Origin of the sequence: Micromonospora sp. URMC 107, assembly GCF_051386315.1 — a bacterium.
Taxonomy (GTDB): Bacteria; Actinomycetota; Actinomycetes; order Mycobacteriales; family Micromonosporaceae; genus Micromonospora.
Genome location: NZ_JBPQTK010000011.1, coordinates 58,582 through 83,737, shown reverse-complemented (window position 1 = coordinate 83,737; position 25,156 = coordinate 58,582). Strand labels below are relative to the sequence as shown.

20 protein-coding genes and 1 pseudogene are annotated in these 25,156 nt (G+C 72.3%); 5 read left to right on the top strand and 16 right to left on the bottom strand.

What is annotated here, in order from left to right:
* On the bottom strand, positions 1-2,485 hold a 2,485-nt coding region (locus ACSNN9_RS04540), incomplete at its 3' end, for a sensor histidine kinase (RefSeq protein ID WP_436671345.1).
* A gap of 276 nt (positions 2,486-2,761) precedes the next feature.
* Between ACSNN9_RS04540 and ACSNN9_RS04535 the strand changes: the two genes are divergently transcribed.
* Positions 2,762-3,283: an ATP-binding protein gene (locus tag ACSNN9_RS04535; RefSeq protein WP_436671344.1), complete on the top strand. Its 522-nt coding sequence runs from the start codon at positions 2,762-2,764 to the stop codon at positions 3,281-3,283.
* An 18-nt stretch (positions 3,284-3,301) separates the two neighbouring features.
* Here ACSNN9_RS04535 and ACSNN9_RS04530 read toward each other — a convergent pair whose 3' ends face one another.
* Positions 3,302-4,381: an adenosine deaminase gene (locus tag ACSNN9_RS04530; protein ID WP_436671343.1), complete on the bottom strand. Its 1,080-nt coding sequence runs from the start codon at positions 4,379-4,381 to the stop codon at positions 3,302-3,304.
* Positions 4,382-4,536: 155 nt separating this feature from the next.
* The gene (locus ACSNN9_RS04525) at positions 4,537-4,950 is read right to left on the bottom strand and encodes a PPOX class F420-dependent oxidoreductase (RefSeq protein WP_436671342.1); all 414 of its coding nucleotides are present in this window, start codon (positions 4,948-4,950) and stop codon (positions 4,537-4,539) included.
* Positions 4,951-5,102: 152 nt separating this feature from the next.
* Between ACSNN9_RS04525 and ACSNN9_RS04520 the strand changes: the two genes are divergently transcribed.
* Both ACSNN9_RS04520 and ACSNN9_RS04515 read left to right on the top strand, forming a co-directional pair.
* A complete protein-coding gene (locus tag ACSNN9_RS04520; RefSeq protein ID WP_436671341.1) occupies positions 5,103-5,567 on the top strand; it encodes a MarR family winged helix-turn-helix transcriptional regulator in 465 nt (154 codons plus the stop codon).
* Positions 5,568-5,644: 77 nt separating this feature from the next.
* A complete protein-coding gene (locus tag ACSNN9_RS04515) occupies positions 5,645-6,523 on the top strand; it encodes a putative RNA methyltransferase (protein WP_436671340.1) in 879 nt (292 codons plus the stop codon).
* Between the two features lie 9 nt (positions 6,524-6,532).
* Here ACSNN9_RS04515 and ACSNN9_RS04510 read toward each other — a convergent pair whose 3' ends face one another.
* From ACSNN9_RS04510 to ACSNN9_RS04455, 12 genes are all read right to left on the bottom strand, one after another.
* Positions 6,533-7,213, bottom strand: a complete 681-nt coding sequence (locus ACSNN9_RS04510; RefSeq protein ID WP_357870056.1) for a DUF4272 domain-containing protein — start codon at positions 7,211-7,213, stop codon at positions 6,533-6,535.
* Positions 7,214-7,324: 111 nt separating this feature from the next.
* Entirely contained in the window at positions 7,325-8,605 is a 1,281-nt protein-coding gene (locus ACSNN9_RS04505) for a thymidine phosphorylase (protein ID WP_436671339.1), read from the bottom strand.
* Between the two features lie 139 nt (positions 8,606-8,744).
* Complete coding sequence (locus ACSNN9_RS04500) at positions 8,745-9,449, bottom strand: cytidine deaminase (RefSeq protein ID WP_436671338.1); 705 nt, start codon at positions 9,447-9,449, stop codon at positions 8,745-8,747.
* A 14-nt stretch (positions 9,450-9,463) separates the two neighbouring features.
* Positions 9,464-10,744, bottom strand: coding sequence for an ABC transporter permease (locus tag ACSNN9_RS04495; protein ID WP_436671337.1), 1,281 nt, complete (start codon positions 10,742-10,744; stop codon positions 9,464-9,466).
* Positions 10,745-10,747: 3 nt separating this feature from the next.
* A complete protein-coding gene (locus ACSNN9_RS04490) occupies positions 10,748-12,079 on the bottom strand; it encodes an ABC transporter permease (protein ID WP_436671336.1) in 1,332 nt (443 codons plus the stop codon).
* A complete protein-coding gene (locus tag ACSNN9_RS04485) occupies positions 12,076-13,614 on the bottom strand; it encodes an ABC transporter ATP-binding protein (protein WP_436671350.1) in 1,539 nt (512 codons plus the stop codon). The genes ACSNN9_RS04490 and ACSNN9_RS04485 overlap by 4 nt, the downstream gene beginning before the upstream one ends.
* Before the next feature lie 262 nt (positions 13,615-13,876).
* On the bottom strand, positions 13,877-14,941 hold the full coding sequence (locus tag ACSNN9_RS04480; protein ID WP_436671335.1) for a BMP family lipoprotein: 1,065 nt from the start codon (positions 14,939-14,941) through the stop codon (positions 13,877-13,879).
* Between the two features lie 277 nt (positions 14,942-15,218).
* Positions 15,219-15,560: a hypothetical protein gene (locus ACSNN9_RS04475; protein ID WP_121399067.1), complete on the bottom strand. Its 342-nt coding sequence runs from the start codon at positions 15,558-15,560 to the stop codon at positions 15,219-15,221.
* Positions 15,561-15,611: 51 nt separating this feature from the next.
* Positions 15,612-17,423, bottom strand: a complete 1,812-nt coding sequence (locus ACSNN9_RS04470; protein ID WP_436671334.1) for a glycoside hydrolase family 13 protein — start codon at positions 17,421-17,423, stop codon at positions 15,612-15,614.
* A gap of 142 nt (positions 17,424-17,565) precedes the next feature.
* A complete protein-coding gene (locus tag ACSNN9_RS04465) occupies positions 17,566-18,375 on the bottom strand; it encodes a sugar ABC transporter permease (RefSeq protein ID WP_436671349.1) in 810 nt (269 codons plus the stop codon).
* 113 nt (positions 18,376-18,488) lie between these two features.
* Positions 18,489-19,994, bottom strand: coding sequence for an ABC transporter permease subunit (locus ACSNN9_RS04460; protein ID WP_436671333.1), 1,506 nt, complete (start codon positions 19,992-19,994; stop codon positions 18,489-18,491).
* Positions 19,995-20,135: 141 nt separating this feature from the next.
* Positions 20,136-21,389, bottom strand: a complete 1,254-nt coding sequence (locus ACSNN9_RS04455; RefSeq protein ID WP_436671332.1) for a sugar ABC transporter substrate-binding protein — start codon at positions 21,387-21,389, stop codon at positions 20,136-20,138.
* A 200-nt stretch (positions 21,390-21,589) separates the two neighbouring features.
* On the opposite strand from ACSNN9_RS04455, the pseudogene ACSNN9_RS04450 reads away from it, so the two are divergent.
* Positions 21,590-22,675: pseudogene (locus tag ACSNN9_RS04450) on the top strand (LacI family DNA-binding transcriptional regulator); the annotation flags it as partial.
* A 188-nt stretch (positions 22,676-22,863) separates the two neighbouring features.
* Positions 22,864-24,498: a glycoside hydrolase family 13 protein gene (locus ACSNN9_RS04445; RefSeq protein WP_436671331.1), complete on the top strand. Its 1,635-nt coding sequence runs from the start codon at positions 22,864-22,866 to the stop codon at positions 24,496-24,498.
* Between the two features lie 206 nt (positions 24,499-24,704).
* Here the strand turns inward: ACSNN9_RS04445 and ACSNN9_RS04440 are convergent, their stop codons facing one another.
* A complete protein-coding gene (locus tag ACSNN9_RS04440) occupies positions 24,705-25,145 on the bottom strand; it encodes a hypothetical protein (protein ID WP_436671330.1) in 441 nt (146 codons plus the stop codon).
* Between the last annotated feature and the right edge of the window lie 11 nt (positions 25,146-25,156).

Sequence of the window (25,156 nt, the reverse complement as noted above, 5' to 3'; positions counted from 1 at the left end):
CCGGCGGCGCGGAGTAGGGCGCCGGCGGAGTCGACACCGGCGGGCCCGCGTAGGGCACGGGCGGCGCGGAGACCGGCGGGACGGAGTACGGCCGGGCCTCGGGGCTGCTGGGCAGCTGCCGCGGGACGGCCTGCTGCTGGCCCGTGGCGTCCTGGTCGTCGGAGCGCCGCTGCGGCAGCGGGTCGATCGGCTGGCCGTTCGAGGTACGCGGCCGGAAGGCCTCGCCGCCGTTGAAGCCGCTGGCGCCGGTCAGGTCGGACCAGGCCGGCATGGACCGTGCCGTGCCGGCCGATGCCGGCGTGCCGGCCCCGTTGCGCGGCGCCGGGTCGAACGGTCGGCCGCCCAGGGTGACCTGGTTGCCGGACTCGCCGGAGCGCTGCGTGGGCATCGGGTTGGTCGGGCCGTTGCCGAGCGCCGGCAGCGCGCCGAAGGCCGGGGCCGGACCGAGCGGCTGCGGGCCGGGCGGCGGCAGCCCGGGCGACTGCGGGCGGCCGGAGAGCGCCCGGGGCACGAGCACCGACGTCGGCATGACCACCTCGGCGACGGTCCCCCGGTCGGTGCCCGGACGCAGCTCGACCTTGACGCCGTGCCGGGACGCCAGGCGGGCGACCACGACCAGGCCCATCATCCGCGAGACGGCCACGTCCACCTGCGGCGGCCTGGCGAGCCGCTCGTTGAGGTCGTGGAGCTGGTCAGGGCTGATCCCGATGCCCCGGTCCTCCACGTAGAGCGACGCGCGGTCGCCGACGCGCCGGGCCTCCACCATGACGTGCGAGTCCGGTGGTGAGAAGGCGGTGGCGTTGTCGAACAGCTCGGCGACGAGGTGGACCATGTCGTTGACGGCGTGCGCCGCGACCTCGATGTCCCGGTCGATCACCCCGAACTCGATCCGGGTGTAGTGCTCGACCTCGGACTGGGCCGCCCGGAGCACGTCGATCAGCGCGGCCGGCTCCCGCTGCACGCGGGTGGAGTCGGCGCCGGCGAGCACCAGCAGGTTCTCGTCGTTGCGGCGCATCCGGGTGGCCAGGTGGTCGAGCTGGAACAGCTCGGCCAGCCGGTCCGGGTCCTCCTCGCCGCGCTCCAACCGGTCGAGGTGACCGATCAGGCGGTCGACGAGGATCTGCGACCGGCGGGCCAGGTTGACGAACATCGTGGCGACGGACGCGCGCAGCGCGGCCTGCTCGGCGGCGGTGCGGACGGCCTCCAGGTGGACCGCGTTGAACGCCTCGGTCACCTGGCCGAACTCGTCCTTGCTGCGCACCGGCAACGGCTCGGCGATCTGGTTGGCGAGCTGCACCGGGGAGAGCTGACCGGTCACCTTGGGGTCGCGCAGCCGGGCGACGGCCTGGGGCAGGCCGAACTGGGCGATGGAGAGGGCGCCCTGACGCAGCTCGCGCAGGGAGCGGGCCATCGAGCGGGCGACCAGGTAGGCGAAGAGGACCGCCAGGAGCAGCATGCTGAGCAGCAGGCCGGTCTCCAGGAACACCTGGCGCTGCACGCCGGAGCGCAGGTCCTCGGCGCCCGCGACGACCTCGCGATCGATCTTCGCCTCGACCGTGCGGATCAGCTTGGCGTTGGCCACCATCGCCGCGTCCCACTCGTCCGCGTCGAACGGGGCGCCGGCGAGGCTGTCGGCGTTGGTGATGCCGTTGAGCCAGCTGTTGTAGGTGTTCGCCTCGCGCAGGTCGGGGCCGGCCACCACCTGGGCGTAGTACTCCTGCTCCGGCTGGCTGGCCACCACCTGGAAGCTCTGCAGCCACTGGCTGGAGCCGGTGCTGGTGGCGATGTACTCGTTGCGCAGGTTCGGGGTGAGCCGCTGCTGGATGAACGCCCGGTGCACCACGTCGCGGCGACGGGACAGGAACTCCTTGTTGCGGGCGGTGGCCGTCGACGCGCGCATCTTGTCGCTGAGCTCGTTGTCGCCGGCGAGCTGGGTGGCCGAGTCGCGGATGCTGATCAGGTCGTCGATCAGGCCGTCGTACGCCTGCATGGCCGGGACGAGCCCGAGCTTGCCGTTGAAGACCTGGCTGCGGGTGCCGGGCAGGTCGATCAGCGTCTGGTCGATCTCACCCAGCAGGCTGTCGAGGTTCGCCGGGAGGTCCTCGACCTCGGCCCGCTGCTGGGAGTACGGCCCCTTGGCCTTGTCGACGCGGGCATTGGCCTGCTCGTACGCCTGCTTGTAGCGGGCGTTGTCCTGACCGCGTGGCACGCCCAGCAGGCGCAGCGCGTTGGTCCGCTCGTCCTGGAGGGTGTCGACCAGGTCGCCCGAGTAGCCGACGAGGTTGGCCAGGTCGCCGGCCCGGTTCGCGCTGTTGAGGGTCTCCAGGTGGTCGACCAGACCGCTGGTGCCCACGACCACCGTGGCGATGGTCGGCACGATCATGATGAGACCGAGCTTGGACCAGATCGGCATGTCGCGGAGCCGACCGCTCGGCCGGCGCAGGCGCGACAGGAAGGAACCCGCCGCCTTTGGCCGTTTGCTCACGTCACCGCCCTCGCGATTCCTGGACTGCGTTGCCCCTGGACAACGCCCAGCGGCCGACCGCGCGGGCCGGACCATCCGAGATTCCATCACGCTACCCCTGAAAGAGAAAGCCCAGGTTGGCCGCAGCCGGGGGTGTGATGAGATGTTGATGCAATTTGATAGCAATCCGTCTGGCCGGAGTCACTGAAGGTAATGAAGCACCCCCATCGCGTTGTCCTGCTCGCCGGCCCTTCCGGTTCGGGAAAGTCGTACATAGCGCAGCGAACCGGCCTTCCGGTGCTCTGCCTGGACGACTTCTACAAGGACGGTGACGACCCCACGTTGCCGCGACGGAACGGCGCCGTGGACTGGGAGTCGCCCCGCTCCTGGGACGCCGCGGCGGCCGTGGAGACGATCGCCCGCCTGGCCAGCGAGGGCAGGGCCGAAGTGCCGGTCTATGCGATCGATGCGGACCGTCGGGTGTCCACCCGGCCATTCGAGGTCGCCGGTTCGCCACTTTTCGTTGCCGAAGGGATCTTCGCGGCCGAGATCGTCGAGGAGTGCCGTCGACGGGGGGTCCTCGCCGGGGCGTACGCCCTGCGGCGGCCCCGGGGGGCGACCTTCGTCCGCCGGCTGGCCCGCGACCTCGCCGAGCAGCGCAAGGCGCCCCGGGTGCTGGTGCGCCGCGGCCTGGCGCTGCTGCGCGCCGAGCCGGCGGTGCTGCGGCGGCAGACCGGCCTGGGCGCCGAGGCGGCCCGGGCGGGCGAGGTGCTGCGCGCGGTGGCCGGCCTGCTCGCCGGCCACCCGCACCGCTCCTGACCGCCGCCGCCGTCCCGGTCAGCCCAGCAGCTTGCCGTACGCGGGCTTGATCACCTCGTCGATGATCTTCAGCCGCTCGTCGAACGGGATGAAGGCGCTCTTCATGGCGTTGATGGTGAACCACTGGAGCTCCTTCCAGCCGTAGCCGAAGGCGTCCACCAGCAGGGCCATCTCCCGGGACATCGAGGTGCCGCTCATCAACCGGTTGTCGGTGTTCACCGTCACCCGGAACCGCAGGTCCCGCAGCAGCCCGATCGGGTGCTCGGCGATCGAGGGGGCGGCGCCGGTCTGCACGTTCGAGGACGGGCAGAGCTCCAGCGGGATCCGCTTGTCCCGCACGTACGCGGCCAGCCGGCCGAGCACCGGCTCCGGGCCGGCCGCGATGTCGTCCACGATCCGCACCCCGTGGCCGAGCCGGTCCGCCCCGCACCACTGGATGGCCTGCCAGATCGACGGCAGGCCAAACGCCTCGCCGGCGTGGATGGTGAAGTGGAAGTTCTCCCGCTGGAGGTACTCGAAGGCGTCCAGGTGCCGGGTGGGCGGGAAGCCCGCCTCGGCGCCGGCGATGTCGAAGCCGACCACCCCGGAGTCCCGGTGCCGGACGGCCAGCTCCGCGATCTCCTGCGACCGGGCGGCGTGCCGCATCGCGGTGAGCAGGGTGCCGACCCGGATCTGCCGACCCGCCTCGGCGGCCAGCGCGCTGCCCTCGACGAAGCCGGCCAGCACCGCCTCGACCACGTCGTCCAGGCTCAGGTCCCGCTCCAGGTGCTGCTCGGGGGCGAACCGCACCTCGGCGTAGACCACCCCGTCGGCGGCCAGGTCCTGGGCGCACTCCCGGGCCACCCGCCGCAGGGACGAGGCGGTCTGCATGACGGCGACGGTGTGCGCGAACGTCTCCAGGTAGCGCTCCAGGGAGCCGGAGTCGGCCGCCTCGACGAACCACCGGCCGAGCGCCTCGGGATCGGTGGTGGGCAGCTCGTGCCCCACCTCGGCGGCCAGCTCGACGATCGTCGCCGGCCGCAGGCCGCCGTCGAGGTGATCGTGCAGCAGTGCCTTCGGGACCTTGACGATGTCCTCGTAACGGATTGTCGCGACCATGCCCAGACCCTAGTCGGCCGCGCCGGGCCGGCCGACGGGACCGGCGCGGATCCACGGTCGGCGCGCCGCCGGCACCGGCACCGGCCGGCACCGGCGTACGGCCGGCCGCCCCGCGCAGCCGGGCCGCAACGGCCGGGAGACCGGCCTGGTGCCGGTCAGGGCCGCCAGCCGTACAGCCGCTCGACGGCGAGCCGGAGCACCAGCCGGCCGTCGGCGACCATGGCCGCCCGGTAGTCCGCCCAGTCGGGGTGCTCGCCGCGGATCCGCCGGTAGACCTCGACCAGTTCCTCCACGCATGCGTCGTCGGGCGCCGCCGCCGGCGGGGTGAACGTGACCACGCCCTCCGCGACCGCGTAGGCCCCGCCGTCGGCCGTGGTGACGTGGAGGCTGGCCCGCGGGTCGCGGCGCAGGTTGCGCACCTTGGCCCGGTCGGCGGTGGTGGAGCAGCGGATCAGGCCGGGCTCGGCGAGGAAGTCGAGGTTGGACAGCTGGGGCCGGCCGTCGCGCCGCAGGGTGACCAGCACGCCCCGGCTGCGCTCCTCGAACAGCTCCCACAGCCGGGCGGTCACGCCGGCACCCGCAGCGGGGCGAGGGCGGCGGCCAGCAGGGCGACCTCGTCGAGCAGCACCGCGGCGGCGGCGTCACGCGCCGATCTAGTTGACATGTCACACACCATAGGAGCGAGTTGATGACATGTCAACCAGATCGCTAGAGTGGCGGCATGGGAGAGACACGCTGGCTCGACGAGCGGGAGCAGAGCGCCTGGCGGGGCTACCGGCGGATGCGCCGCCTGCTCGACCTGGAGTTGGCCCGCGAGCTGATGCGCGACGCCGGTCTCTCCGAACCCGACTACGACGTCCTCTCCGACCTCTCCGAGACGCCCGACCAGCGGCTGCGGCTCAGCGAGCTGGCCGACCGGATGCTCTGGTCGCGCAGCCGGCTCTCCCACCACCTGACCCGCATGCAGCAGCGTGGGCTGGTCACCCGCGAGGAGTGCGCGACGGACGGGCGGGGCGCGGTCGTCGTCCTCACCGCCGAGGGCCGGCGCGCCATCGAGGCCGCCGCCCCCGGCCACGTCGCGGCCGTCCGCCGGCACCTCATCGACCTGCTGACCCCCGACGAGGTCGCCGCGCTGGAGGCGCTCACCCACCGGGTGGTCGACCACCTCGCCCGACCCGGAGAATGAGCCGGTGGACCCCGAGCGCGACTGCGACGACGACCACCGCCGGGCACCCGCGGTGCCGACCCACCTGGACGCCTGACGTGGACCCCCGCGTCGTCGACCGGCTCCGCTGCCCGGTCTGCGCCCAGCCGCTGGCCGAGGTCGCCGCCGGCGCCGCCCGCGCGCTGCGCTGCCCGCGCCGGCACAGCTTCGACGTGGCCCGCCAGGGTTACGTCAACCTGCTCGCCGGCCGCGCCCCGCACGTCGGGGACACCGCCGAGATGGTGGCCGCCCGCGCCGACTTCCTCTCCGCCGGCCACTACGACCTCATCTCGACCGCCCTCGCCGCCGCCGCGACACAGGCCGTGGAGCACCTGGCCGGGGCGCGCCCCGACGGGACGTACCCCCTGGTGGTGGATGCCGGGGCGGGGACGGGCCGGCACCTCGCGGCGGTGCTGGCGGCGCTGCCGGACGCCGCGGGTCTCGCCCTGGACGTGTCGAAGCCGGCGCTGCGCCGGGCCGCCCGGGCGCACCCGCGCGCGGCGGCGGCGCTCGCCGACACCTGGCAACGGCTGCCCCTGGCCGACGCCGGCACGGCCGTGCTGCTGAACGTCTTCGCGCCCCGCAACGGCGCGGAGTTCCACCGGGTCCTCGACCCGGCCGGGTCCCTGCTGGTGGTGACGCCGGCCGCCGACCACCTCACCGAGCTGGTCGGCGCCCTCGGCCTGCTGCGGGTGGACCCGGCCAAGGCGGACCGGGTCGCCGAGAGCCTGGGCGGGCACTTCGCCCCGGCGGCGTCCACCGTGCACCGGCGGGAGCTGGCGCTGACCGGCCCGGAGGTCGCGACGCTGGTCGGGATGGGCCCCAGCGCCTGGCACGCCGACCCGGCCGGGCTCGCCGCCCGGGTGGCCGCCCTCCCCGAGCCGGTCCGGGTCACCGTCGCGGTGCGGCTGACCGTCTGGCGCCCGGCACCACGCTGACCGCCCCGGTCAGGTGGAGAGGTCCACCTCTTCCCAGCCGGGGGGCTCGTCGTGGTACGGCCCGCGCAGCATCACCGCCCACTCCAGGGCCCAGCGGCGCTGGCCGATCGCGTTCGCGTCCACCAGCCCGGGCGGCGTCCGGCCGGCCCGCTCCGTCTCCAGGTACGCCCAGTCCAGGCAGTAGTGCAGGTCCAGCAGGGCCGCCGCGTCGGCGGGGTGCTGCGGGGCGGTGAGGATCCGGGCCCGCCACTGGCCGAAGGTCTCCCCGTCGGGGATGTGCGGCATCCGCTCCACCAGCCGCTCGTCGACCGGCAGGGTCGGGTCGAGCTGCTTGGTCAGCCCGAGCACCCAGGCCAGCGCGAAGAGCGCGTCGTGGTGCAGCACGAACGACCGGTGGTCGCCCTTGCCGCCGGTCACGAACTGGAACTCCGGCGGCGTGACCATGTCGACCAGGTGCGAGGCGAGCAGCCAGCTCATCGCCGCCTGCGGCGGCATCCCGAAGCAGCGGGCCAGGATCAGGTGCAGCACCGCGATGCGGGCCTCGATCTCCACCGTGGGGCGGAGCTCGATCTGGTCGCCCGGCTCCCACACGAGCGGGAACTGGGCGGGCGGCAGCGGGAGACGCAGCCGGGACAACTCGTCCAGGCTCGCCTCACGCACCTCCCGTGGATCGGGGGCAGGTACGGTCACGGCGGAAAATCCTGTCTGCTCGCGACGACTCGGCGCCGGTTGTCCCCCCTTGGCCTGGGAGGATAGCGGTCCGAGCGGGACGGCACCATGCCGCCCCGGCGGCCGCCGCGCTCAGCCGATCCGCTCGATGACCAGCGGCGTCGTGGCGGGCGCGACCGGCGAGATCCGCACCGCCCGCGCGGCGTCGTCGCGCGCCGCCGGGATCCGGGCGGCGTCCTGGGCGCGCAGCTCGTAGAGCGGGTCGCCCGCCCGCACCGCCTCGCCCGGGCGCCGGTGCAGCACGATCCCCGCCGGCACGCTGACCGGGTCCTCCTTGCGGGCCCGCCCGGCGCCGAGCCGCCAGGCGGCCACCCCCATGGCGTACGCGTCGATCGCCGCGACGTGGCCGTCCGCCTCCGCGCGGACCACCTCGACCTCGTTCGCGGTCGGCATCGGGGCGTCCGGGTCCCCGCCCTGGGCGCGAATCATCGCCCGCCAGGAGTCCATCGCCCGGCCGTCGCGCAGGGCGGCCTCCGGGTCGGCGTCCGGCAGCCCGGCCGCGTCGAGCATCTCGCGGGCCAGCGCCAGGGTCAGCTCGACCACGTCGGCGGGGCCGCCCCCGGCAAGCACCTCGACCGACTCGGTCACCTCGACGGCGTTGCCGATGGCCAGGCCGAGCGGGGTGGACATGTCGGTGAGCAGGGCGACCGTCCGCACGCCGTGCGCGCCGCCCAGCTCGACCATCGTCCGGGCCAGCTCGCGGGCCTGCTTGACGGACTTCATGAACGCGCCGGAGCCGACCTTCACGTCGAGCACCAGCGCGCCGGTGCCCTCCGCGATCTTCTTGCTCATGATCGAGCTGGCGATCAGCGGGATGGCCTCGACCGTCCCGGTCACGTCGCGCAGCGCGTACAGCTTGCGGTCCGCGGGGGCTAGCCCCGCGCCGGCCGCGCAGATCACCGCGCCGACGTCCCGGAGCTGGGCGGTGAACTCGTCGTTGCTCAGGGCCGCCCGCCAGCCCGGGATCGACTCCAGCTTGTCCAGCGTGCCGCCGGTGTGGCCGAGGCCCCGGCCGCTGAGCTGCGGCACGGCGGCGCCGCAGGCGGCGACCAGCGGGGTGAGCGGCAGGGTGATCTTGTCGCCGACGCCGCCGGTGGAGTGCTTGTCGACGGTCGGCCGGTCCACCGCGGAGAGGTCGAGCCGCTCCCCGCTGGCGATCATCGCGGCCGTCCAGCGGGCGATCTCCGCCGGCGTCATGCCGCGCAGCAGGATCGCCATGGCCAGCGCCGACATCTGCTCGTCGGCCACCAGCCCCCGGGTGTACGCGTCCACCACCCAGTCGATCTGCGCGTCGGAGAGCACACCCCCGTCCCGCTTCACCCGGATGACATCAACCGCCGCAAAACCACTCATCACAAAAGATCTCTCTCGTCGTTATGGCGATACCCGCACGCGGGCCGCGACCACCGAGGGATCGGGCCGACCGTGCCCGGCGGAGGGATCAAGCCTGACCGCCCGGAGCCGGGCACGGTCGGCCCGATCCGCTCTAAGCTCAACCACCCCAGCGGGCAGGGATCTCCATCGGCGGCTCACCCTCGCCGGCCCAGAAGATGCCGCCGGACGCGTCCACGACCACCACCCGGGGCGTACGGGCGAGGCCCCAGGCGATCGCCTCCGCCGCGTCGTCCCAGCTCGGGCCCTCCTCCAGCACGCCGGTCTCGGCGCCCTCGCTGTCGCCCGCCGACCGCTCCCAGTAGGCCGTCCAGACCTGCTGTCCGGCGGAGAGGTCGGGGTGCACGAAGACCGTGCCGCGCCCGCGCCAGGCGGCCAGCCGCTCCGGCACCACGGGCACCGGGGCCTCCCCGGTCACGGCCTCCAGGTCGGTCACGTCGAAGGCGTGCGGCAGCAGCTCGGCCATCCGCAGCGGCCCGCCCTTCGCCTCGATCAGGCACTCCGGCCCGCCCTGCTCCCAGAGCAGCTGGCGGCACCGGCCGCACGGCATAAGCGGTTCGCCGGTGGCGTCGACGCAGGACAGGGCCACGATCCGGCCGCCGCCGGTGGCGTGCAGCGAGGAGACCACCCCGCACTCGGCGCAGAGCACCACGCCGTACGCGGCGTTCTCCACGTTGCAGCCGACCACGACCCGGCCGTCGTCGACCAGGGCGGCGGCCCCGACCGGGAACTTCGAGTACGGCACGTACGCGTGCCGCATCACCTCGGTGGCGGCGGCCCGCAGCCGCTCCCAGTCGATCTCCATGTGGTACTCCCCCGTCAGCCCTTGATGTACGGCTTGCCGTCGGCGGCCGGCGCCCGGACCCGGCCGACCAGCCCGGCCACCGCCAGGATCGTCGCCAGGTAGGGCAGCATGGCCAGGAACTGGCTCGGGATCACGCTGTTGATGGCGCCCAGGTAGGTGGCGAGCTGGTCGGCGAAGCCGAAGAAGAGCGCCGCGAGCAGCGCCCCCGTCGGGCTCCACCGGCCGAAGATCAGCGCGGCCAGGGCGATGAAGCCCTTGCCGCCGATCATGTTCTTGGTGAACGAGTAGAGCGCCAGCGTGTAGGACGCGCCGCCGATGCCGGCGACCACCCCGGCGAGCAGCACGTTGCGGTAGCGCAGCCCGAGCACCCTGACGCCCAGCGTGTCGGCGGCGGTCGGGTGCTCGCCGACCGAGCGGGTACGCAGGCCCCACCGGGTGCGGAACAGCGCGATGTGGATGACCAGCACCAGCAGCAGGCCGAGGTAGAGGAAGATGTTGCCCCGGAACAGCGCCGGGCCGAGCAACGGGATGTCCGACAGCAGCGGGATCTCCCAGTTGCTGAACCGGGGGGCGCTGTTGTACTTCTGCGCGTTGGTCTGCATCAGCCGCTCGTAGAGGAAGCCGGTGACGCCGACGGCCAGCAGGTTGAGCACGATGCCCATGACGACCTGGTCGACCAGGTAGCGGATCGAGAAGACGGCCAGCAGCAGCGAGATGAACGCGCCGCCGACGGCCGCCGCGACCAGGCCCACCCAGACGTTGCCGGAGAGGCTGCCGAAGAGCGCGCCGCTGAAGGCGCCCATCAGCAGCTGCCCCTCGATGGCCACGTTGACCACGCCGGAGCGCTCGCAGAGCACGCCGGCCAGCGCGCCGAAGACCAGCGGCAGGGCCAGGATGAACGTGCCCCGGAGGATGTTGACCAGCGGCATGAAGTTCTGCCCGGCCGGCGCGTCGGAGACCTGCCAGCAGAGGAACGACAGCACGAAGCCGACCAGCCCGACGCCGAGCACGAGGGTGAACCAGCGCTTCGGCAGCCCGGCGAGCATCGCGACGCCGGCGGCGACCGCGACGAGGCCGAAGAGGATCGCGCCGACCGTGCCGTGGATCTCTAGCGCGGCGCCGGCGGCGTCCTCGCTCAGGGTGAAGCGGGCCTGCTCGCCGGTGGCGAGCGCCCCGAACAGCACCGTCGCCAGCAGGCCGAGGGCGAGCAGCACGGCGCCGACCTTGCGGGTACGGGTCCAGAAGCCCTGGTCGACTCCGGCGACCGCGACGTCTTCGACAGCCATGGTGGACATGAGTTACCAGCCCTTCGCCAGGCTCGTCTGCAACCGGGCGGCGCGGGCGGCCCGGAGCTGGAAGATCGCCTTCACCAGGGCCGGCGCGGCGATGAAGATGACGATCAGCGCCTGGAGCACGGTGACCAGCTCCAGTGAGATCCCCGAGTAGGACTGCATCCGGTTGCCGCCGGCCTGGAGCGCGCCGAAGAGCAGCGCGGCCAGCGCGACGCCCCACGGCTTCACCCGACCGAGCAGCGCCACCAGGATGCCGTCGAAGCCGATCTGCGCGACCACCAGCGGGGTCAGCGCGCTCGCGGTGGAGCCGAGCACCATGTTGGAGCCGCCGAGGCCGGCCAGGATCCCGGCGAAGACCATGATCAGGACGTACGTCCGGGTGACGCTGATGCCGGCGGTCCGCGCGGCGTCCGGGTTGGCGCCGACGGCGCGCAGCTCGAAGCCGAGCGTGGACCGGTTCAGCAGCCACCAGACCGCCCAGGTGGCCAGCACCGCCAGGATGATGCCGGCGTGCACCCGCAGCCCGTCGCCGAGCAGCCGGGGCAGCTGGGCCGAGCCGTCGACCGGCCGGCTGATCGCGTCCGTGCGGTTCGGGTCCTGGACGCCGTTCTGCACGATGATCCAGGTCAGGAAGTACGTGGCGATGTAGTTGAGCATGATCGTGTTGATCACCTCGTGGGCGCCGGTACGCGCCTTGAGGATGCCCGGGACGAAGCCCCAGATCGCCCCGCCCAGCGCGCCGGCGAGCACCGCGACGAGCAGGTGCAGGCCGGGCGGCAGCGGCAGCAGGAAGCCGGCCAGCGCGGCCAGGATCACGCCCATGACGGCCTGGCCCTGGGCACCGATGTTGAACAGGCCGCCCCGGAACGCCAGCGCCACCGACAGGCCGGTGAAGACCAGCGGCGCGGTGTAGGTGAGCGTCTCCGAGATCGGGCTCATCACCGCCTGGAAGCCCACCGCCTCCGGGTCGAAGACCGCGCCCTTGAACAGGTTCCCGTACGCCTCGCTGACCAGCGTCCAGCTCGCGTTGAGCGCGTCGGTCGGGCGGGCGGTGATGTAGCTGTAGGTGGCCAGCACCTCGGGGTCGGACACGATCATCAGGACCGCGCCGACGAGCATCGCCAGCACCAGCGACAGCAGGGTCACCGTGAAGGTGTTCGCCGCCCAGAGGTTGTCCAGGAACAGCCGGCCCAGCGAGGGCTTCGCCTCCGGGGCCGGGCCCTTCGGGGAGGTGGCGGTCCCGGCCCGCTCGGTGTTGCCGAGCGCGGTCTGCGCCGCCTGCGCCTCGGTGGCCGGCTCCTTGTCCGGGGAGCCCGACGGGGGGTTGGGATTGGTCATGCCTCGTCCTCGTTGCCAGGGCCCTCGGCGGCGGGGGCCGCCGCGGCGCCGTCGGCCGGGGTCGTGCCGGTCGTGGCGGCGGACGCCGCGTCGGGGGTGATGCCGGCCATCAGCAGGCCGATCTCCTCGCGGGGGGTGTCCGGGCCGACGATGCCGATGACCCGGCCGCGGTACATCACCGCGATCCGGTCGGCCAGGCCGATCACCTCGTCGAGCTCGCTGGAGACCACCATGACGGCGGTGCCGACGTCCCGTTCCCGGATGACCTGGCTGTGGATGAACTCGATCGACCCGACGTCGACGCCGCGGGTCGGCTGGGCGGCGATGAAGAGCTTCAGCGGCCGGGACAGCTCCCGGGCCACGATGACCTTCTGCTGGTTGCCGCCGGAGAGGGTGCCCACGGGCGCGTCGGCCGAGGAGGTACGCACGTCGAACTGCGCGATCCGCTCCTTCGCCGACTTCGCGATGGCGTCCGGCTTCAGCGCCAGGCCCTTGCCGAAGGGCGGCCGGTCGTAGATGTCGAGCACCAGGTTCTCAGCGACCGAGAACTCCTTGACCAGGCCGTCGACGCTGCGGTCCTCGGGCACGTAGCCGACGCCGGCGCGGAGCACCTTCTTGGTCGACCAGCCGTTGACCTGCTGCCCGTCGAGCGTGACCGTGCCGGCGAGCGTGGGGCGCAGCCCCATGATCGCCTCGATCAGCTCGGTCTGGCCGTTGCCCTGCACGCCCGCGACGCCGAGCACCTCGCCCGCGTGCACGGTCAGGTCGATCCCGTCGACCGCGCGGATCTGCCGGTCGTCGTCGACGACCAGGCCGGCGACCTCCAGGACCGGCTTGCCTGGGGTGGCGGGCTCCTTCTCCACGGTGAGCCGCACGCTGCGGCCGACCATGAGCGCGGCCAGCTCGTCCCGGCTCGCCTCGGGGGAGGCGGTGCCGACGGTCCTGCCGCGCCGGATCACGGTGATCCGGTCGGCGATGGCCTTGACCTCGCCCAGCTTGTGGGTGATGAAGACGATCGACTTGCCGGCGGCCTTGAGCGACCGCATCACGGCGAGCAGTTCCTCGGTCTCCTGCGGGGTGAGCACGGCCGTCGGCTCGTCGAGGATGAGCAGGTCGACGTCGCGGGTGAGCGCCTTGACGATCTCCACCCGCTGCTGGATGCCGACCGGGAGGTCCTCGATCACCGCGTCCGGGTCGACCCGCAGGTTGTACCGCTCGGAGACCTCGGCGACCTCGCGCCGGGCCCGCCGCCGGTCCAGGAAGCCGGCGATGCCGCCCCGGACCTGCTCGGCGCCGAGCATGATGTTCTCGGTCACGGTGAAGACGGGCACCAGCATGAAGTGCTGGTGCACCATGCCGATGCCGGCCGCGATCGCGTCGGAGGGCCCCCGCAGCTTCAGCGGCGCTCCGTCGACCAGGATCTCGCCCTCGTCGGGCTGGTAGAGCCCGTAGAGCACGTTCATCAGGGTCGACTTGCCCGCGCCGTTCTCGCCGAGCAGGGCGTGGATCTCTCCAGGCTCCACCGTCAGGTCGATGTGGTCGTTGGCGACCAGGTCACCGAACCGTTTGGTGATGCCGCGCAGTTCGAGTCTCAGCGCAACCTCCTGGAGTGCGAAGCGATGGTGCAGCGTAGCTGCCGATGTACCGCTCGCGGCGCGGGGCCGTCGTCGGGTGGAGCGGATCGGCCGCCCCGGCGCCGTGGGGGATCCCCGCGACGCCGGGGCGGCCGGATCGTCGTGCTGTACCGCTCGCCGGCCTACCCGGGTGATCGTCTCACCGCGGGCGGCCGGCGGAGCCTCACTTCGGCTGGGCCGCGGAGGTGACGGTGACGGTGCCGGCGGCGATGTCCGCCTTCAGCTTGTCGATCTCGGCCTTCAGCTCGGCCGGGACCTTGCTGTCGAACTCGTGGTACGGGGCGAGCCCGACGCCGTTGTTGGACAGGTTGCCGAGGTAGCCCGGGGTGGCCGACAGCTTTTCGCCGTTGGCGGCCTTGACGACGGCCTCCTTGACGGCGTCCGGGATGTTCTTCTCGACGGTGGTGATGATCGCCGCGCAGTCCTGGGTGCTCTCGCAGCCGTCGACGTCCACCCAGATGGTGTTGTACTTGCCGCCCGACGCCTTGGCCGCGCCGGTGGTGCCGAGGCCGGCGCCGCCGGCGACCGGCATGATGATGTCGGCGCCCTGGGCGACCAGCGTGTCGCTGACCTTCTTGCCCTCGTCCTGCTTGACGAAGTCGTTGGTGAAGGAGCCCTTCTGGGCGGCCTTGTCCCAGCCGACGACCTTGACGGTCTTGCTCTTCGTCTTGTTGTAGTGCGCGACGCCGTCGGCGTAGCCGTCCATGAAGATGGTGACCGGCGGGATCGGCAGGCCGCCGTAGGTGCCCACCGTGCCGCTCTTGGTCATGCCGGCGGCCAGGTAACCGGCGAGGAAGCCGGCCTGGGCGGTGTCGAACTGCATCGGGTAGACGTTGGTCTCCGCGACCTTCGCGTCGACGATGCCGAACTGCTGGTTCGGATTCGCCTTGGCGATCTTGGAGGTGGCGTCACCCATCAGGCCACCGACGGCCAGGATGAAGTCGCACTTCTGGTTGACGTACTGGGTCAGGTTGACCTCGTAGTCCGCCTCGGCCTTCGACGCGACGTACTTGATGTCGATCTTGTCGTTGGCCTTCTTGGCCTCCTCCAGGCCCTTCCAGGCGGAGGTGTTGAACGACTTGTCGTCGATGCCGCCGACGTCGGTCACCATGCAGGCGCTGTACTTCTTGTCGCCGCTGCCGGCGTTGTTGTTCTCCTCGGGAGCCTCGCCACACGCGGCGGCGCTCAGCACGAGCCCACCCATCGCGAAGACGGAGGCAATCCGCATCCCACGCACAGAGCGCAAGACGTCTCCTTCCCATTGCACACCGCGTCCTGCACGGTGGCAGCCCTTTGAGCCGGCCTGCGCTGCGCCGCCGGCGTCCCACGTTACGGACGGGAGCGTACGCCCGCGCCCACCCACCGGCCGACAATCGTGCACGACTGTTGAGCGCCTGTTACCCCTACGTAACCCTTAGGTGGGGCAGATCACTCTCAGTGCTGGTAGGTGCGCGGCGAGGCGTCGCGGAACGTCCGGTTCTGCGCGTCGTCCCCTGCCGGTGACGTTACCGCCAGAAGACGGCCACCGCCGCGTTGACCAGGGTCAACCCGACGGTTGCCAGGAAGTGCCCACGGTTGACCACGTCGCGCTTCCGGGAAAAGAACACCATGACAAAGATCAGGATGGCGAGCACCAACTTGGTAACAAGTTTCGCGGGGTCGGGCTCGTCGCCGTCCCGCAGGGGCGCGGAGAGGCCGATCCCGGTCGCCAGCATGATCACGGACCCCCAGAGCATGGCCGGGTTGATCCGCAGCTTCCCGCTGATGTACTGGACGATCGCGCCGCCGAGCAGCAGGGCGAAACCGATCAGATGGACGTAGCGAAGTATCAGTCTCAGAGCTTCCACGGGCACCATCCTCCCTCATCAACGACGGATCGTAGTAGTGGGGCGTAGGGGTCAGGAGAGCCGCCAGGCCTGGAAGGTGGGGCCGTCCGCCGGGAGGGTGACCGCGCCGTCGGCGTCGGGGCGCAGGGCGGGGGCGCCGCCGTACAGGTTCTCGGCCGGCCCCAGCCCGTTCAGGCGCAGTGGCTGGCCGGCGGCGCGGCGGGCCAGCACCAGCACCGTGCCGGTCGGGGCCTCGCGCAGGAAGAGCAGCGTGTCCGCGTCGGCGCGCAGCCAGCGCAGGCCGCCGTGGCGCAGCGCGGGCTCCGCCCGGCGCAGCGCGACCAGGGCGCGGTACGCGGCGAACGTCGAGGCGTCCCAGCTCTCCGGCCGGTGCCACGGCATCGGGGTACGCGAGCCCTCGCCGTTGGTGCCGGTCAGGCCCAGCTCGTCGCCCGCGAAGATCATCGGAGTGCCGGGCATGGTGGCGAGCAGGCCGGCGGCGACCTCCTGCCGCGCGGCGTCGCCGACCACGGTGCGGATCCGGGCGGAGTCGTGCGACCCGAGCAGCTGCCACGAGTGCGTGTACGACCGCCAGGAGACCAGCGAGCGGTAGGCGTCCATGGTGGCGAGCACCGCGTCCGCGTCCCGGCGCACCACCCCGCCCGGGGTGCCGAGGAAGTTCGGCACCGGCTCGTCGCCGTGGCGCAGCCAGGACCAGACCGGGTCGGTGAAGCCGACGTAGTTCATCGTGCCGTGCCAGCCGTTCCGGTCCAGGTCGCCGGTGTGGTCGTGGCCGTGCTCGGCCATCAGCAGCGCGTCCGCCCGGGTCCGCGCGACCACCTCGCGCAGCAGCGCCGCCACCTCGTGGGTGTACGCGTCGGCGCCCCGCCGCCCGGTCATGTTCGCCACGTCCACCCGCCAGCCGTCCAGCCCGTACGGCGGGCGCAGCCAGCGGCGCAGCAGCGAGTCGTCGGCCGTGGCGAAGCGCCGGCGCAGCTCGGCGCTGCCCCAGTTCAGCTTCGGCAGCGACCGGACCCCGTTCCAGGACTCGTAGTCTCCGGTTGCCTCGTCGAAGTAGTACAGCTCCCGCTCCGGCGCGGACACGTCGGAGGCGGCCCTGGTGAACCACTCGTGCGCGTCGCCGGTGTGGTTGCTGGTGATGTCGCCGAGCAGCCGCCAGCCCCGGGCGCGTACGGCGTCGGCGAGACGGGCCAGGGCGGCGTCCCCGCCGAGCAGCGGGTCGACGGTGTCGAAGCTGGCCGCGTCGTAGCGGTGGTTGGAGCGGGCCGGGAAGACCGGCGTCAGGTAGACGGTGTTCACGCCGAGGCGGTCCAGGTGGTCCAGCCGCCCGGTGACGCCGTCCAGGTCGCCGCCGTAGAACTGCCGGGGGGTCTCGGGGCCCCGCCCGATGACCGGGGTGTCCCAGTCGCACGGGATCGCCCAGTCCGGCACCTCGCGGCCGTCCGCGGCGGCGGAGCGGGCGAACCGGTCCGGGAAGATCTGGTAGATCACCGCGTCGCGGGCCCAGGCGGGCGGCGGGGCGTGGGTGACCAGCTTGAAGTCGCCGTTGTCGGGCACGTCGTGGGCCACCACGCCGGCGGCGTTCAGCCAGCGGTAGCCGCGGCCGCCGGTGAGCATGAACCGGTAGTTGCTGACGGGGTTGCGGGCCTCGACGGGCACCCGCCACCAGACGTCGCCGCCGTCGGTGCGGTCGACGACCGCCTCGGTGAACCGGGGCTCGCCGTCGCCGGTGGTGCGCACGTGCACCTGCCGGACGTCGGCGCCGGCCGGCACCCGGACGAAGACGTCGACGGTGTCGCCGAGGGCGGGTTCCTGCTCGGGGACGTACAGGGCGGAGCCGTCGTGGTGCGGCAACAGGGACATGGCGGTGCCTTTCGCGTCGGTCGGACGGGAGAGAAAGGGGCCTCCCGCCGCGGCCGGTTCCCCGACCGCGGCGGTCGATCCGTGACTGCTCCGGTGTACGTCGGACGCCGACGCCCTTGCCGCAGCGGTGAGCCGAGGAGGCTCAGCCCTTGACGGCTCCGGCGGTGAGGCCGGAGACGATGTAGCGCTGGACCATCTGGAAGACCAGCACCGTGGGGATCGCGGTGAGCAGGGTGCCCGCCGCGAAGATCCCGAAGTTGTTGTTGCGCTCCCCGGCCACCAGGCCGAACATGCCGACCGCGAGGGTCTTCGACTCGCTGTTGGTCAGGAAGACGTTCGCCATCAGGAACTCGTTGATGGTGCCGATGAAGGCGAGCAGGCCGGTCACCGCCAGGATCGGGGCCACCAGCGGCAGCATGATCCGGAAGAAGACCTGGGCGTGCGAGGCGCCGTCCATCGTGGCCGACTCGTCCAGCTCCCGGGGAAGCGTGTCGAAGAAGCCCTTCATCAGCCAGGTGTTCACGCCCAGGGCGCCGCCCAGGTAGAGCAGCAGCAGGCCCCACGGGGTGTTGAAGCCGATCGCCGGCCAGAGGTCGGTGATCGTCGTGAAGATCAGGAAGATCGCCACGATCGCCAGGAACTGCGGGAACATCTGGATCAGCAGGAGCGAGAGCAGACCGACCCGACGGCCGGCGAAGCGCATCCGGGAGAAGGCGTACGCCGCCAGCGCCGAGAGGAAGACCGACGCGAACGAGGCCACCCCGGCGATGAGCAGCGAGTTGAAGAACCACCACTCGAACGCCGTACGGTCGAAGAGGTTCGTGAAGTTCTCCACCGACGCCCCGGTCGGCAGCAGCTCCGTCGAGGAGAGCGTGCCGAGCGGGTTGAGCGCGGCCGAGAGCACGAACAGGATCGGGAAGAGGCTGAACGCGACCGCCAGCACGCCGACCAGGTGACGCCAGCCGACCTGGGCGAACCACCGGTTGCGACGCCGGCCCGCGTTGCGGTTGAGGGCCGGGGCGGCGCCGGTCGCGCCCCCCGCGGCCGGAGTACCGCTGAGTGAGGTCACGAGTACACCTCCTCCTGCTTACGGGTGCGCCGGAAGCTCACCGCCGACACCACCGCGACGATGGTGAAGATGAAGATCGACACCGCGGCCGCCAGGCCGAACTGGGCACCCTGCGCGCCGAAGGCCAGCCGGTACGTGTACGTGATCAGCAGGTCCGTCGCCCCCGCGGTCGGGTTGTCCGCCGGGAAGGGGCCGCCCTCGGTGGTCAGGTAGATCGCGTTGAAGTTGTTGAAGTTGTACGCGAACGACGCGATCAGCAGCGGGGAGAGCGCGACCAGTAGCAGCGGCAGGGTGACCGACCGGAACGACTGCCACGGCGACGCGCCGTCGACCGAGGACGCCTCGGTCAGCTCCTTCGGGATGGCCTGGAGCGCGCCCGTGGCGACCAGGAACATGTACGGGTAGCCGAGCCAGAGCTGGACCAGGATCACCGCGACCCGGGCCGACCACTCCTGCCCGAACCAGTCCACCCCGATCCCGAACAGGTTGTTGATCAGGCCGAAGTCGGTGTTGAACATGTCCCGCCAGACCAGCAGCATCGCGAAGGACGGCATGGCGTACGGCAGGATCAGCAGGACGCGGTAGAGGTTGGTGCCCCGCATCCGGGGCGAGTGCAGGGCCAGGGCGATGAACATGCCCAGGATGAACGTGCCGCCGGTGGAGCCGATGGCGAAGGCGAAGTTCCACAGCAGCGTGCCGAAGAACGGCCCGGAGATGGCCGGGTCGGTGAGCACCCGGGAGAAGTTCTCCAGCCCGACGGTGACCTTCCAGCCCTGGGCCAGCCGCTCGCCGTCGGCGGCCACGAAGGCCCCGGTCTCCTCGTCCGCCGTCCAGGTCCGGCCGGTCTCGGCGTCGGTGATGCAGTCGCAGCCCGCGTCGTACGACCGGATCGCCTTGCCCTCGTAGGCGCGGGACAGGCCGGCGGAGCGCAGCGCGCCCCCTGACGTCGGCACCACGAGGTCGGTGATCTCCTGGCTGCGGGCGCTGGCCTGGCCGAAGTTGAGCACCGTGTAGCCGTCGGCGGCGGTGACCTTGCCGCCCGGGGCCACGGTGACGTCGGCCGGGTCGAGCCGGCGTAGCCCGCCGGCGTCGCCGGCCGAGACGGTGCCGGTGCCCGGGTCGCTGACCAGGAAGACGAGCGGGCCGGTCGCCGGGTCGCCCTCGGTGGCGACGGAGAGGGCGTACTCGGTGGAGCCGGGCACCTGCTTGACCGAGGCGGTCTGGATGGCGACGACGGCGTCCTGCTTGGTGCCGCGGTGGCCGTCGCCGAAGTTCGTGAAGGCGGTGCTCGCCGTGTAGAGCACCGGGAGGATCTGGAACGCGATCAGGAAGAGCGTGCCGGGGACCAGGTACTTCGCCGGGATGTGCCGGCGGGTCAGGTAGAGGTAGAAGAGCCCGGCGGTGGTGGCGACGAGCAGCGCCAGGCCGACCCACTTCTTCGCGTCGACGAGCGGGAAGGCCGCCCAGATCGCGATCCCGGCGGTCAGGCCGAGCAGGACCACCTTGACGAGCAGACCGGTCGCGGTGATCGGCGCGTGGTGCGGCGCGGTGCGGGACTTGCCCGGGAGCCCGCCGCCGACGGGCTCCCGGCCCGGGGGCTGCGTGGCAGCCCCCCCCCCCCGGGCCGGACAGCGACGTGCTCATTACTTGATCTGGCCGGAGATGGTCTTGCCGGCCGCGGTGATCGTCTTGGCCGGGTCGGCGCCGCCGATGATGGCGGCCTCGGCCTTGCCGAACGGGTCCCAGATGGTGGCCATGGCCGGGATCGCCGGAAGCACCTGGCCGTTCTTGCCGGCCTCCTGGAACTTGGCCAGGTCCGGGTCGGTGCCCTTGACCTGGTCGAGCGCGGCGGTCAGCGCCGGCGGACGGGGCTCGGCGTTGTAGAGCGCCACGGCCAGCTCGGGGGTGGTGACGTGGTTGGCCACGAACTCCTGGGCCAGGGCCTTGTTCTTGCCCTTCGACGCCACGTAGAACGCCTGGACGCCCACGAACGGCTGGGCCTCCTTGCCACCGGCGAAGCCGGGGACCGGGGAGATGTCGTACTTGATGTTGGCCTTCTTGGCGTCCGCGACGGCCCACGGGCCGGAGACCAGGTAGGCGCACTTCTTGCCGGTGAACGTGGCGATCGAGTTCTCGGGGGTGATCGAGCGCTTCAGCGCACCGTCGCCCTTCTCACCGAGCTTGGCGATCTTCTTGAACGCCTCGATCGACTCCGGCTTGCCCACGCCCAGGTCCTTCGGGTCGTAGTCGCCGTTGCCTGCGGTGCCGAAGAGGTACCCGCCACCGGAGGTGTAGAGCGGGTAGATGTGGTACGCGTCGCCGTTCTGGCCGGACTGGAGGCAGAGGATCTCGCTGGCCTTCTTCTCGGCCTTGAGCTTCTTGCCGGCGGCGACCAGGTCCTCGATGGTCTTCGGCGCCTCGGGGGCCAGCTCGGTGTTGCGGATCAGCGCCAGGTTCTCCATGGCGTACGGCACGCCGTAGAGCTGGCCGTTGAACGTCACGGCCTTGACGGCGGTCTCGTTGAAGCCGCTCTTCTGCTCGGCGGCGAGCTGCACCGGGTCGATGGCGCCGTTCTGGACGAGGTTGCCGATCCAGTCGTGCGCGCCGACCACGACGTCCGGGCCGCTGCCCTGCTGCGAGGCGGTGACGAAGTTGGTCTGGAGGTCCTTGGAGACGGCCTGGACCTCGACCGTCACGCCGTTCTCCTGGCCGAACTTCTCGGCGAACGGCTTGAGGGCGGCGGTGCGCTTGTCGTCGGCCCAGATCACCAGCTTGCCGCCGGCGGCGGCCTTGGTGGATTCCTTCGCGGCCGGCTCGTCGCTGCTGTCGCTGCCGCAGCCCGAGGCGGCGAGCGCCAGGCCGAGGACGGCGACCACACCCGCGGTACGGATGCGCATCGGTACTCCTGTCGTCATGGCGGCACGCCGGGGGAAGGGCGATCCCGCCAGTGGAAGCTCTGTAAATTTCTTGCCAACCGGCGCCTGGCGTGCTGCGCCGCTGCTCTCGCGTGTTGCGGGGACGTTAGCAAGGGGTTTCAGAGAATGGAAGGGCTTGCAAGAGTGTACGCAAGAACTTGCCCGTGAGCTAAAGTGCGCCCATGCGCGCTCGACTGTCCGACATCGCCCAACAGGCCGAAGTCAGCGAGGCCACGGTGTCGCGGGTGCTCAACGACCGCCCGGGAGTGGCCCCCGAGACCCGGCAGGCCGTACTGACGGCCCTCGATGTGCTGGGTTACGAGCGCCCGGCCCGGCTGCGCAAGCGCAGCGCCGGCCTCGTGGGTCTGGTGGTCCCCGAACTCGACAACCCGATCTTCCCCGCCTTCGCCCAGGTGATCGAGTCGACCCTGGCGCAGAGCGGCTTCACCCCCGTGCTGTGCACCCAGACCGCCGGCGGGGTCACCGAGGACGAGTACGTCGAGATGCTGCTGGACCGGCAGGTCTCCGGAATAGTCTTCGTCTCCGGCCTGCACGCCGACACCGCCGCCAACCACGACCGCTACCGGGCCCTGATCGCCCGCCCGCTGCCCGTCGTGATGATCAACGGGTACGCGCCCGGCATCCCCGCCCCCTTCGTCTCCTGCGACGACGGCGAGGCCACCGAGCTGGCCGTCGCCCACCTGGTGGCGCTCGGGCACCGCCGCATCGGCCTGATCACCGGTCCGGACCGGTTCGTGCCGGTGCAGCGCCGGGTGGCCGGCTTCCGGGCCGCGATGGGCCGGCTGGTCGGCGTCACCGAGGCCGGCCTCGACGAGTTGGCAGAGCTCTCCCTGTTCGGCGTGGAGGGCGGCGAGGCCGCCGCGGCCCGGCTGCTGGACCGCGGCGTCACCGGCATCGTCTGCGGCTCCGACCTGATGGCGCTCGGCGCGATCCGGGCCGCCCGGCAGCGCGGCATGTCGGTCCCCGGCGAGCTGTCGGTGGTCGGCTACGACGACTCCCCGCTGATGGCCTTCACCGACCCGCCGCTGACCACCATGCGGCAGCCGGTGGCCGCGATGGCCGTCGCCGCCGTCCGGGCCCTGGTCGACGAGATCAACGGGCATGCCGCCCCGAATTCGGAGTACGTGTTCCGCCCGGAACTGGTGGTGCGCGGCTCCACCGCCGTCGCCCCCACCGACGCCGCGCGAGGGGCCCGGGGCGGCACGTCGCGGCAGCGCCCGGCGCCGCCCGCGCTCGCCGTACCGGCCTGGTCGCAGGGCCTCCGGAAGGGCCGGCCGGACGTGAGCCGGCAGGGTGACGGCACGGTCGTCGCCATTTCTTGCGCAAGGAATGCTTGACTCTTGCAGTAACGGGCGGCATTCTGCTCAGACACCGCCCCGCACCCGCACCGCGCCGGGTGCCGCCGTCCCGCGCCACAGAACGGGGAACGCCACAGATGACCGTCAGCAACCCCACGCCGCCGACCACCGACGACGACTGGTGGCGCTCCGCGGTCGTCTACCAGGTCTACGTACGCAGCTTCGCCGACTCCAACGGCGACGGCGTCGGCGACCTCCAGGGCATCCGCGAGCGCCTGCCGTACCTGCGCGACCTCGGGGTGGACGCGCTCTGGCTGACGCCCTTCTACACCTCGCCGATGATCGACGGCGGGTACGACGTCGCCGACTACCGCGACGTCGACCCGATGTTCGGCACCCTCACCGACTTCGACGCGATGATCACCGACGCGCACGCCCTCGGCCTGCGGATCATCGTCGACCTGGTGCCCAACCACACCTCCAGCGCGCACCCGTGGTTCCAGGCGGCGCTGGCCGCCGGGCCCGGCTCCCCCGAGCGCGCGCGCTACCTCTTCGCCGAGGGCACCGGCGCGAACGGCGAACTGCCCCCGAACGACTGGGAGAGCATCTTCGGCGGCCCCGCCTGGACGCGGATCGACGACGGCCAGTGGTACCTGCACCTGTTCGACCCGGCCCAGCCGGACCTGAACTGGCGTCATCCCGAGGTACGCGCCGAGTTCGAGGGCGTGCTGCGCTTCTGGCTCGACCGGGGCGTGGACGGGTTCCGGATCGACGTGGCGCACGGCATGATCAAGGCCGAAGGACTGCCGGACGTCGGGTTCAGCTCGATGACCACCGGCCAGCGTCAGGCGGAACTGCTCGGCAAGGGCCGGCTCCCCTACTTCGACCAGGACGAGGTGCACGACATCTACCGCGCCTGGCGGCCGATCCTCGACAGCTACCCGGGCGGCCGGATGGCGGTCGCCGAGGCGTGGGCCGAGACCCCGCAGCGCCTCGCCCGCTACATCGGCCCCGACGAGCTGCACCAGGCGTTCAGCTTCGACTTCCTCGACGCGACCTGGTCGGCCGACTCGTTCCGCAAGGTCATCGACACCGCGCTCGCCGAGTCGACCATCGTCGGCGCGCCCACCACCTGGGTGCTCTCCAACCACGACAAGCAGCGGCACGTCACCCGCTACGGCGACGGCGCCGAGGGGCTGCGCCGGGCTCGGGCCGCCACCCTGCTGATGCTCGCCCTGCCCGGCTGCGCCTACATCTACCAGGGCGAGGAACTGGGCCTGCCGGAGGTGCTCGACCTGCCGGACGAACTGCGCCAGGACCCGGCGTTCCTGCGCACCGGCCAGAGCCGGGACGGTTGCCGCGTGCCGATCCCGTGGAGCGGTGAGCTGGCCCCGTACGGCTTCGGGCCGGAGGGCAGCGAGCTGAGCTGGCTGCCGGCCCCGGCGACCTGGCGCGCCCTCTCGGTCGCCGCCCAGACCGGCGTGCCCGGCTCGACGCTGGAGCTCTACCGCACCGCGCTGCGGATCCGCCGGGAGCACCCGGCGCTGGCCGCCGACGCGGGCGGGGTCACCTGGTTGGAGGCCGGGCCGGGACTGCTCGCCTTCAACCGCGCCGCCGGCGACACCGTGCTGACCTGCGTGGTCAACATCAGCGGTGCGCCGGCCCTGATCGACGGGTACGGCGCACCGATCGCCGCCAGCGAGCCGCTCACCGGGCAGGGCTCCGGCCACCTGCTTCCGGTCGACGCGGCGGCCTGGTTCGAACGGCGCTGAGCGGGTAACCCGTCATCGACCTGGTCGTCCGTTGTGCCCCGCGCCGACGGGCGACTGGGCTACCGACCCCTTGTGGTGGGGGGTGAGGTGGCGCCGGCGCCCCCGGAGTCCGCTCCGGGGGTGCCGGCGTCCATCTGGGCGCGTGTCGCCCTCGGCCCGTGCGGGTACGACGGACCCATGGTGGTTCGCGTCGCGCAGGCGTCGGCTCAGCCGCCGCCGGTGAGCTTCGCGGCGATGCGCCCGAAGCCGGCCCGCAGCTCCGCCTCGGTGGGCGGGGCGAGCGGCTCCGCACGGTCCTCCTGCGCTGCCGCCGCCTCCAGTTCCTCGTCGATCGTGTCCTCGAAGTCGCCGTAGAGGTCGGCCTGGTCGAGCTGCGCCGCCTCGTCCTCGGCGGCGACCTGCGCCGCGGCGATCTCGCCCCGGATCTCCTCGGCCGAGAGCGCGGGCAGCAGCGGCTCGACCACCGCCATCAGCTGCTCCTCGGCGACGATCGCCTCGGCCAGCGCGAGGGCGTGCGGTCGCTCGTAGGGGCCGCAGACCACCGGCTCCCACTCGTCGGCGTCGCCGAGCGGGCCGAAGGTGATGATCCACGGCAGGCCGAGCATCGGCGAGTCGTCCGGCAGGTCCAGTGTCACGAGTGCGCCCACGCGCCCATCAT

What these genes read in the sequence shown, in the direction of transcription:
- ACSNN9_RS04495 (WP_436671337.1), bottom strand. Translation starts at nt 10,744, where the DNA reads ATGTCCACCATGGCTGTCGAAGACGTCGCGGTCGCCGGAGTCGACCAG.
- ACSNN9_RS04445 (WP_436671331.1), top strand. Translation starts at nt 22,864, where the DNA reads ATGACCGTCAGCAACCCCACGCCGCCGACCACCGACGACGACTGGTGG.
- ACSNN9_RS04505 (WP_436671339.1), bottom strand. Translation starts at nt 8,605, where the DNA reads ATGAGTGGTTTTGCGGCGGTTGATGTCATCCGGGTGAAGCGGGACGGG.
- ACSNN9_RS04530 (WP_436671343.1), bottom strand. Translation starts at nt 4,381, where the DNA reads ATGGTCGCGACAATCCGTTACGAGGACATCGTCAAGGTCCCGAAGGCA.
- ACSNN9_RS04455 (WP_436671332.1), bottom strand. Translation starts at nt 21,389, where the DNA reads ATGCGCATCCGTACCGCGGGTGTGGTCGCCGTCCTCGGCCTGGCGCTC.
- ACSNN9_RS04490 (WP_436671336.1), bottom strand. Translation starts at nt 12,079, where the DNA reads ATGACCAATCCCAACCCCCCGTCGGGCTCCCCGGACAAGGAGCCGGCC.
- ACSNN9_RS04480 (WP_436671335.1), bottom strand. Translation starts at nt 14,941, where the DNA reads ATGCGGATTGCCTCCGTCTTCGCGATGGGTGGGCTCGTGCTGAGCGCC.
- ACSNN9_RS04470 (WP_436671334.1), bottom strand. Translation starts at nt 17,423, where the DNA reads ATGTCCCTGTTGCCGCACCACGACGGCTCCGCCCTGTACGTCCCCGAG.
- ACSNN9_RS04520 (WP_436671341.1), top strand. Translation starts at nt 5,103, where the DNA reads ATGGGAGAGACACGCTGGCTCGACGAGCGGGAGCAGAGCGCCTGGCGG.
- ACSNN9_RS04500 (WP_436671338.1), bottom strand. Translation starts at nt 9,449, where the DNA reads ATGGAGATCGACTGGGAGCGGCTGCGGGCCGCCGCCACCGAGGTGATG.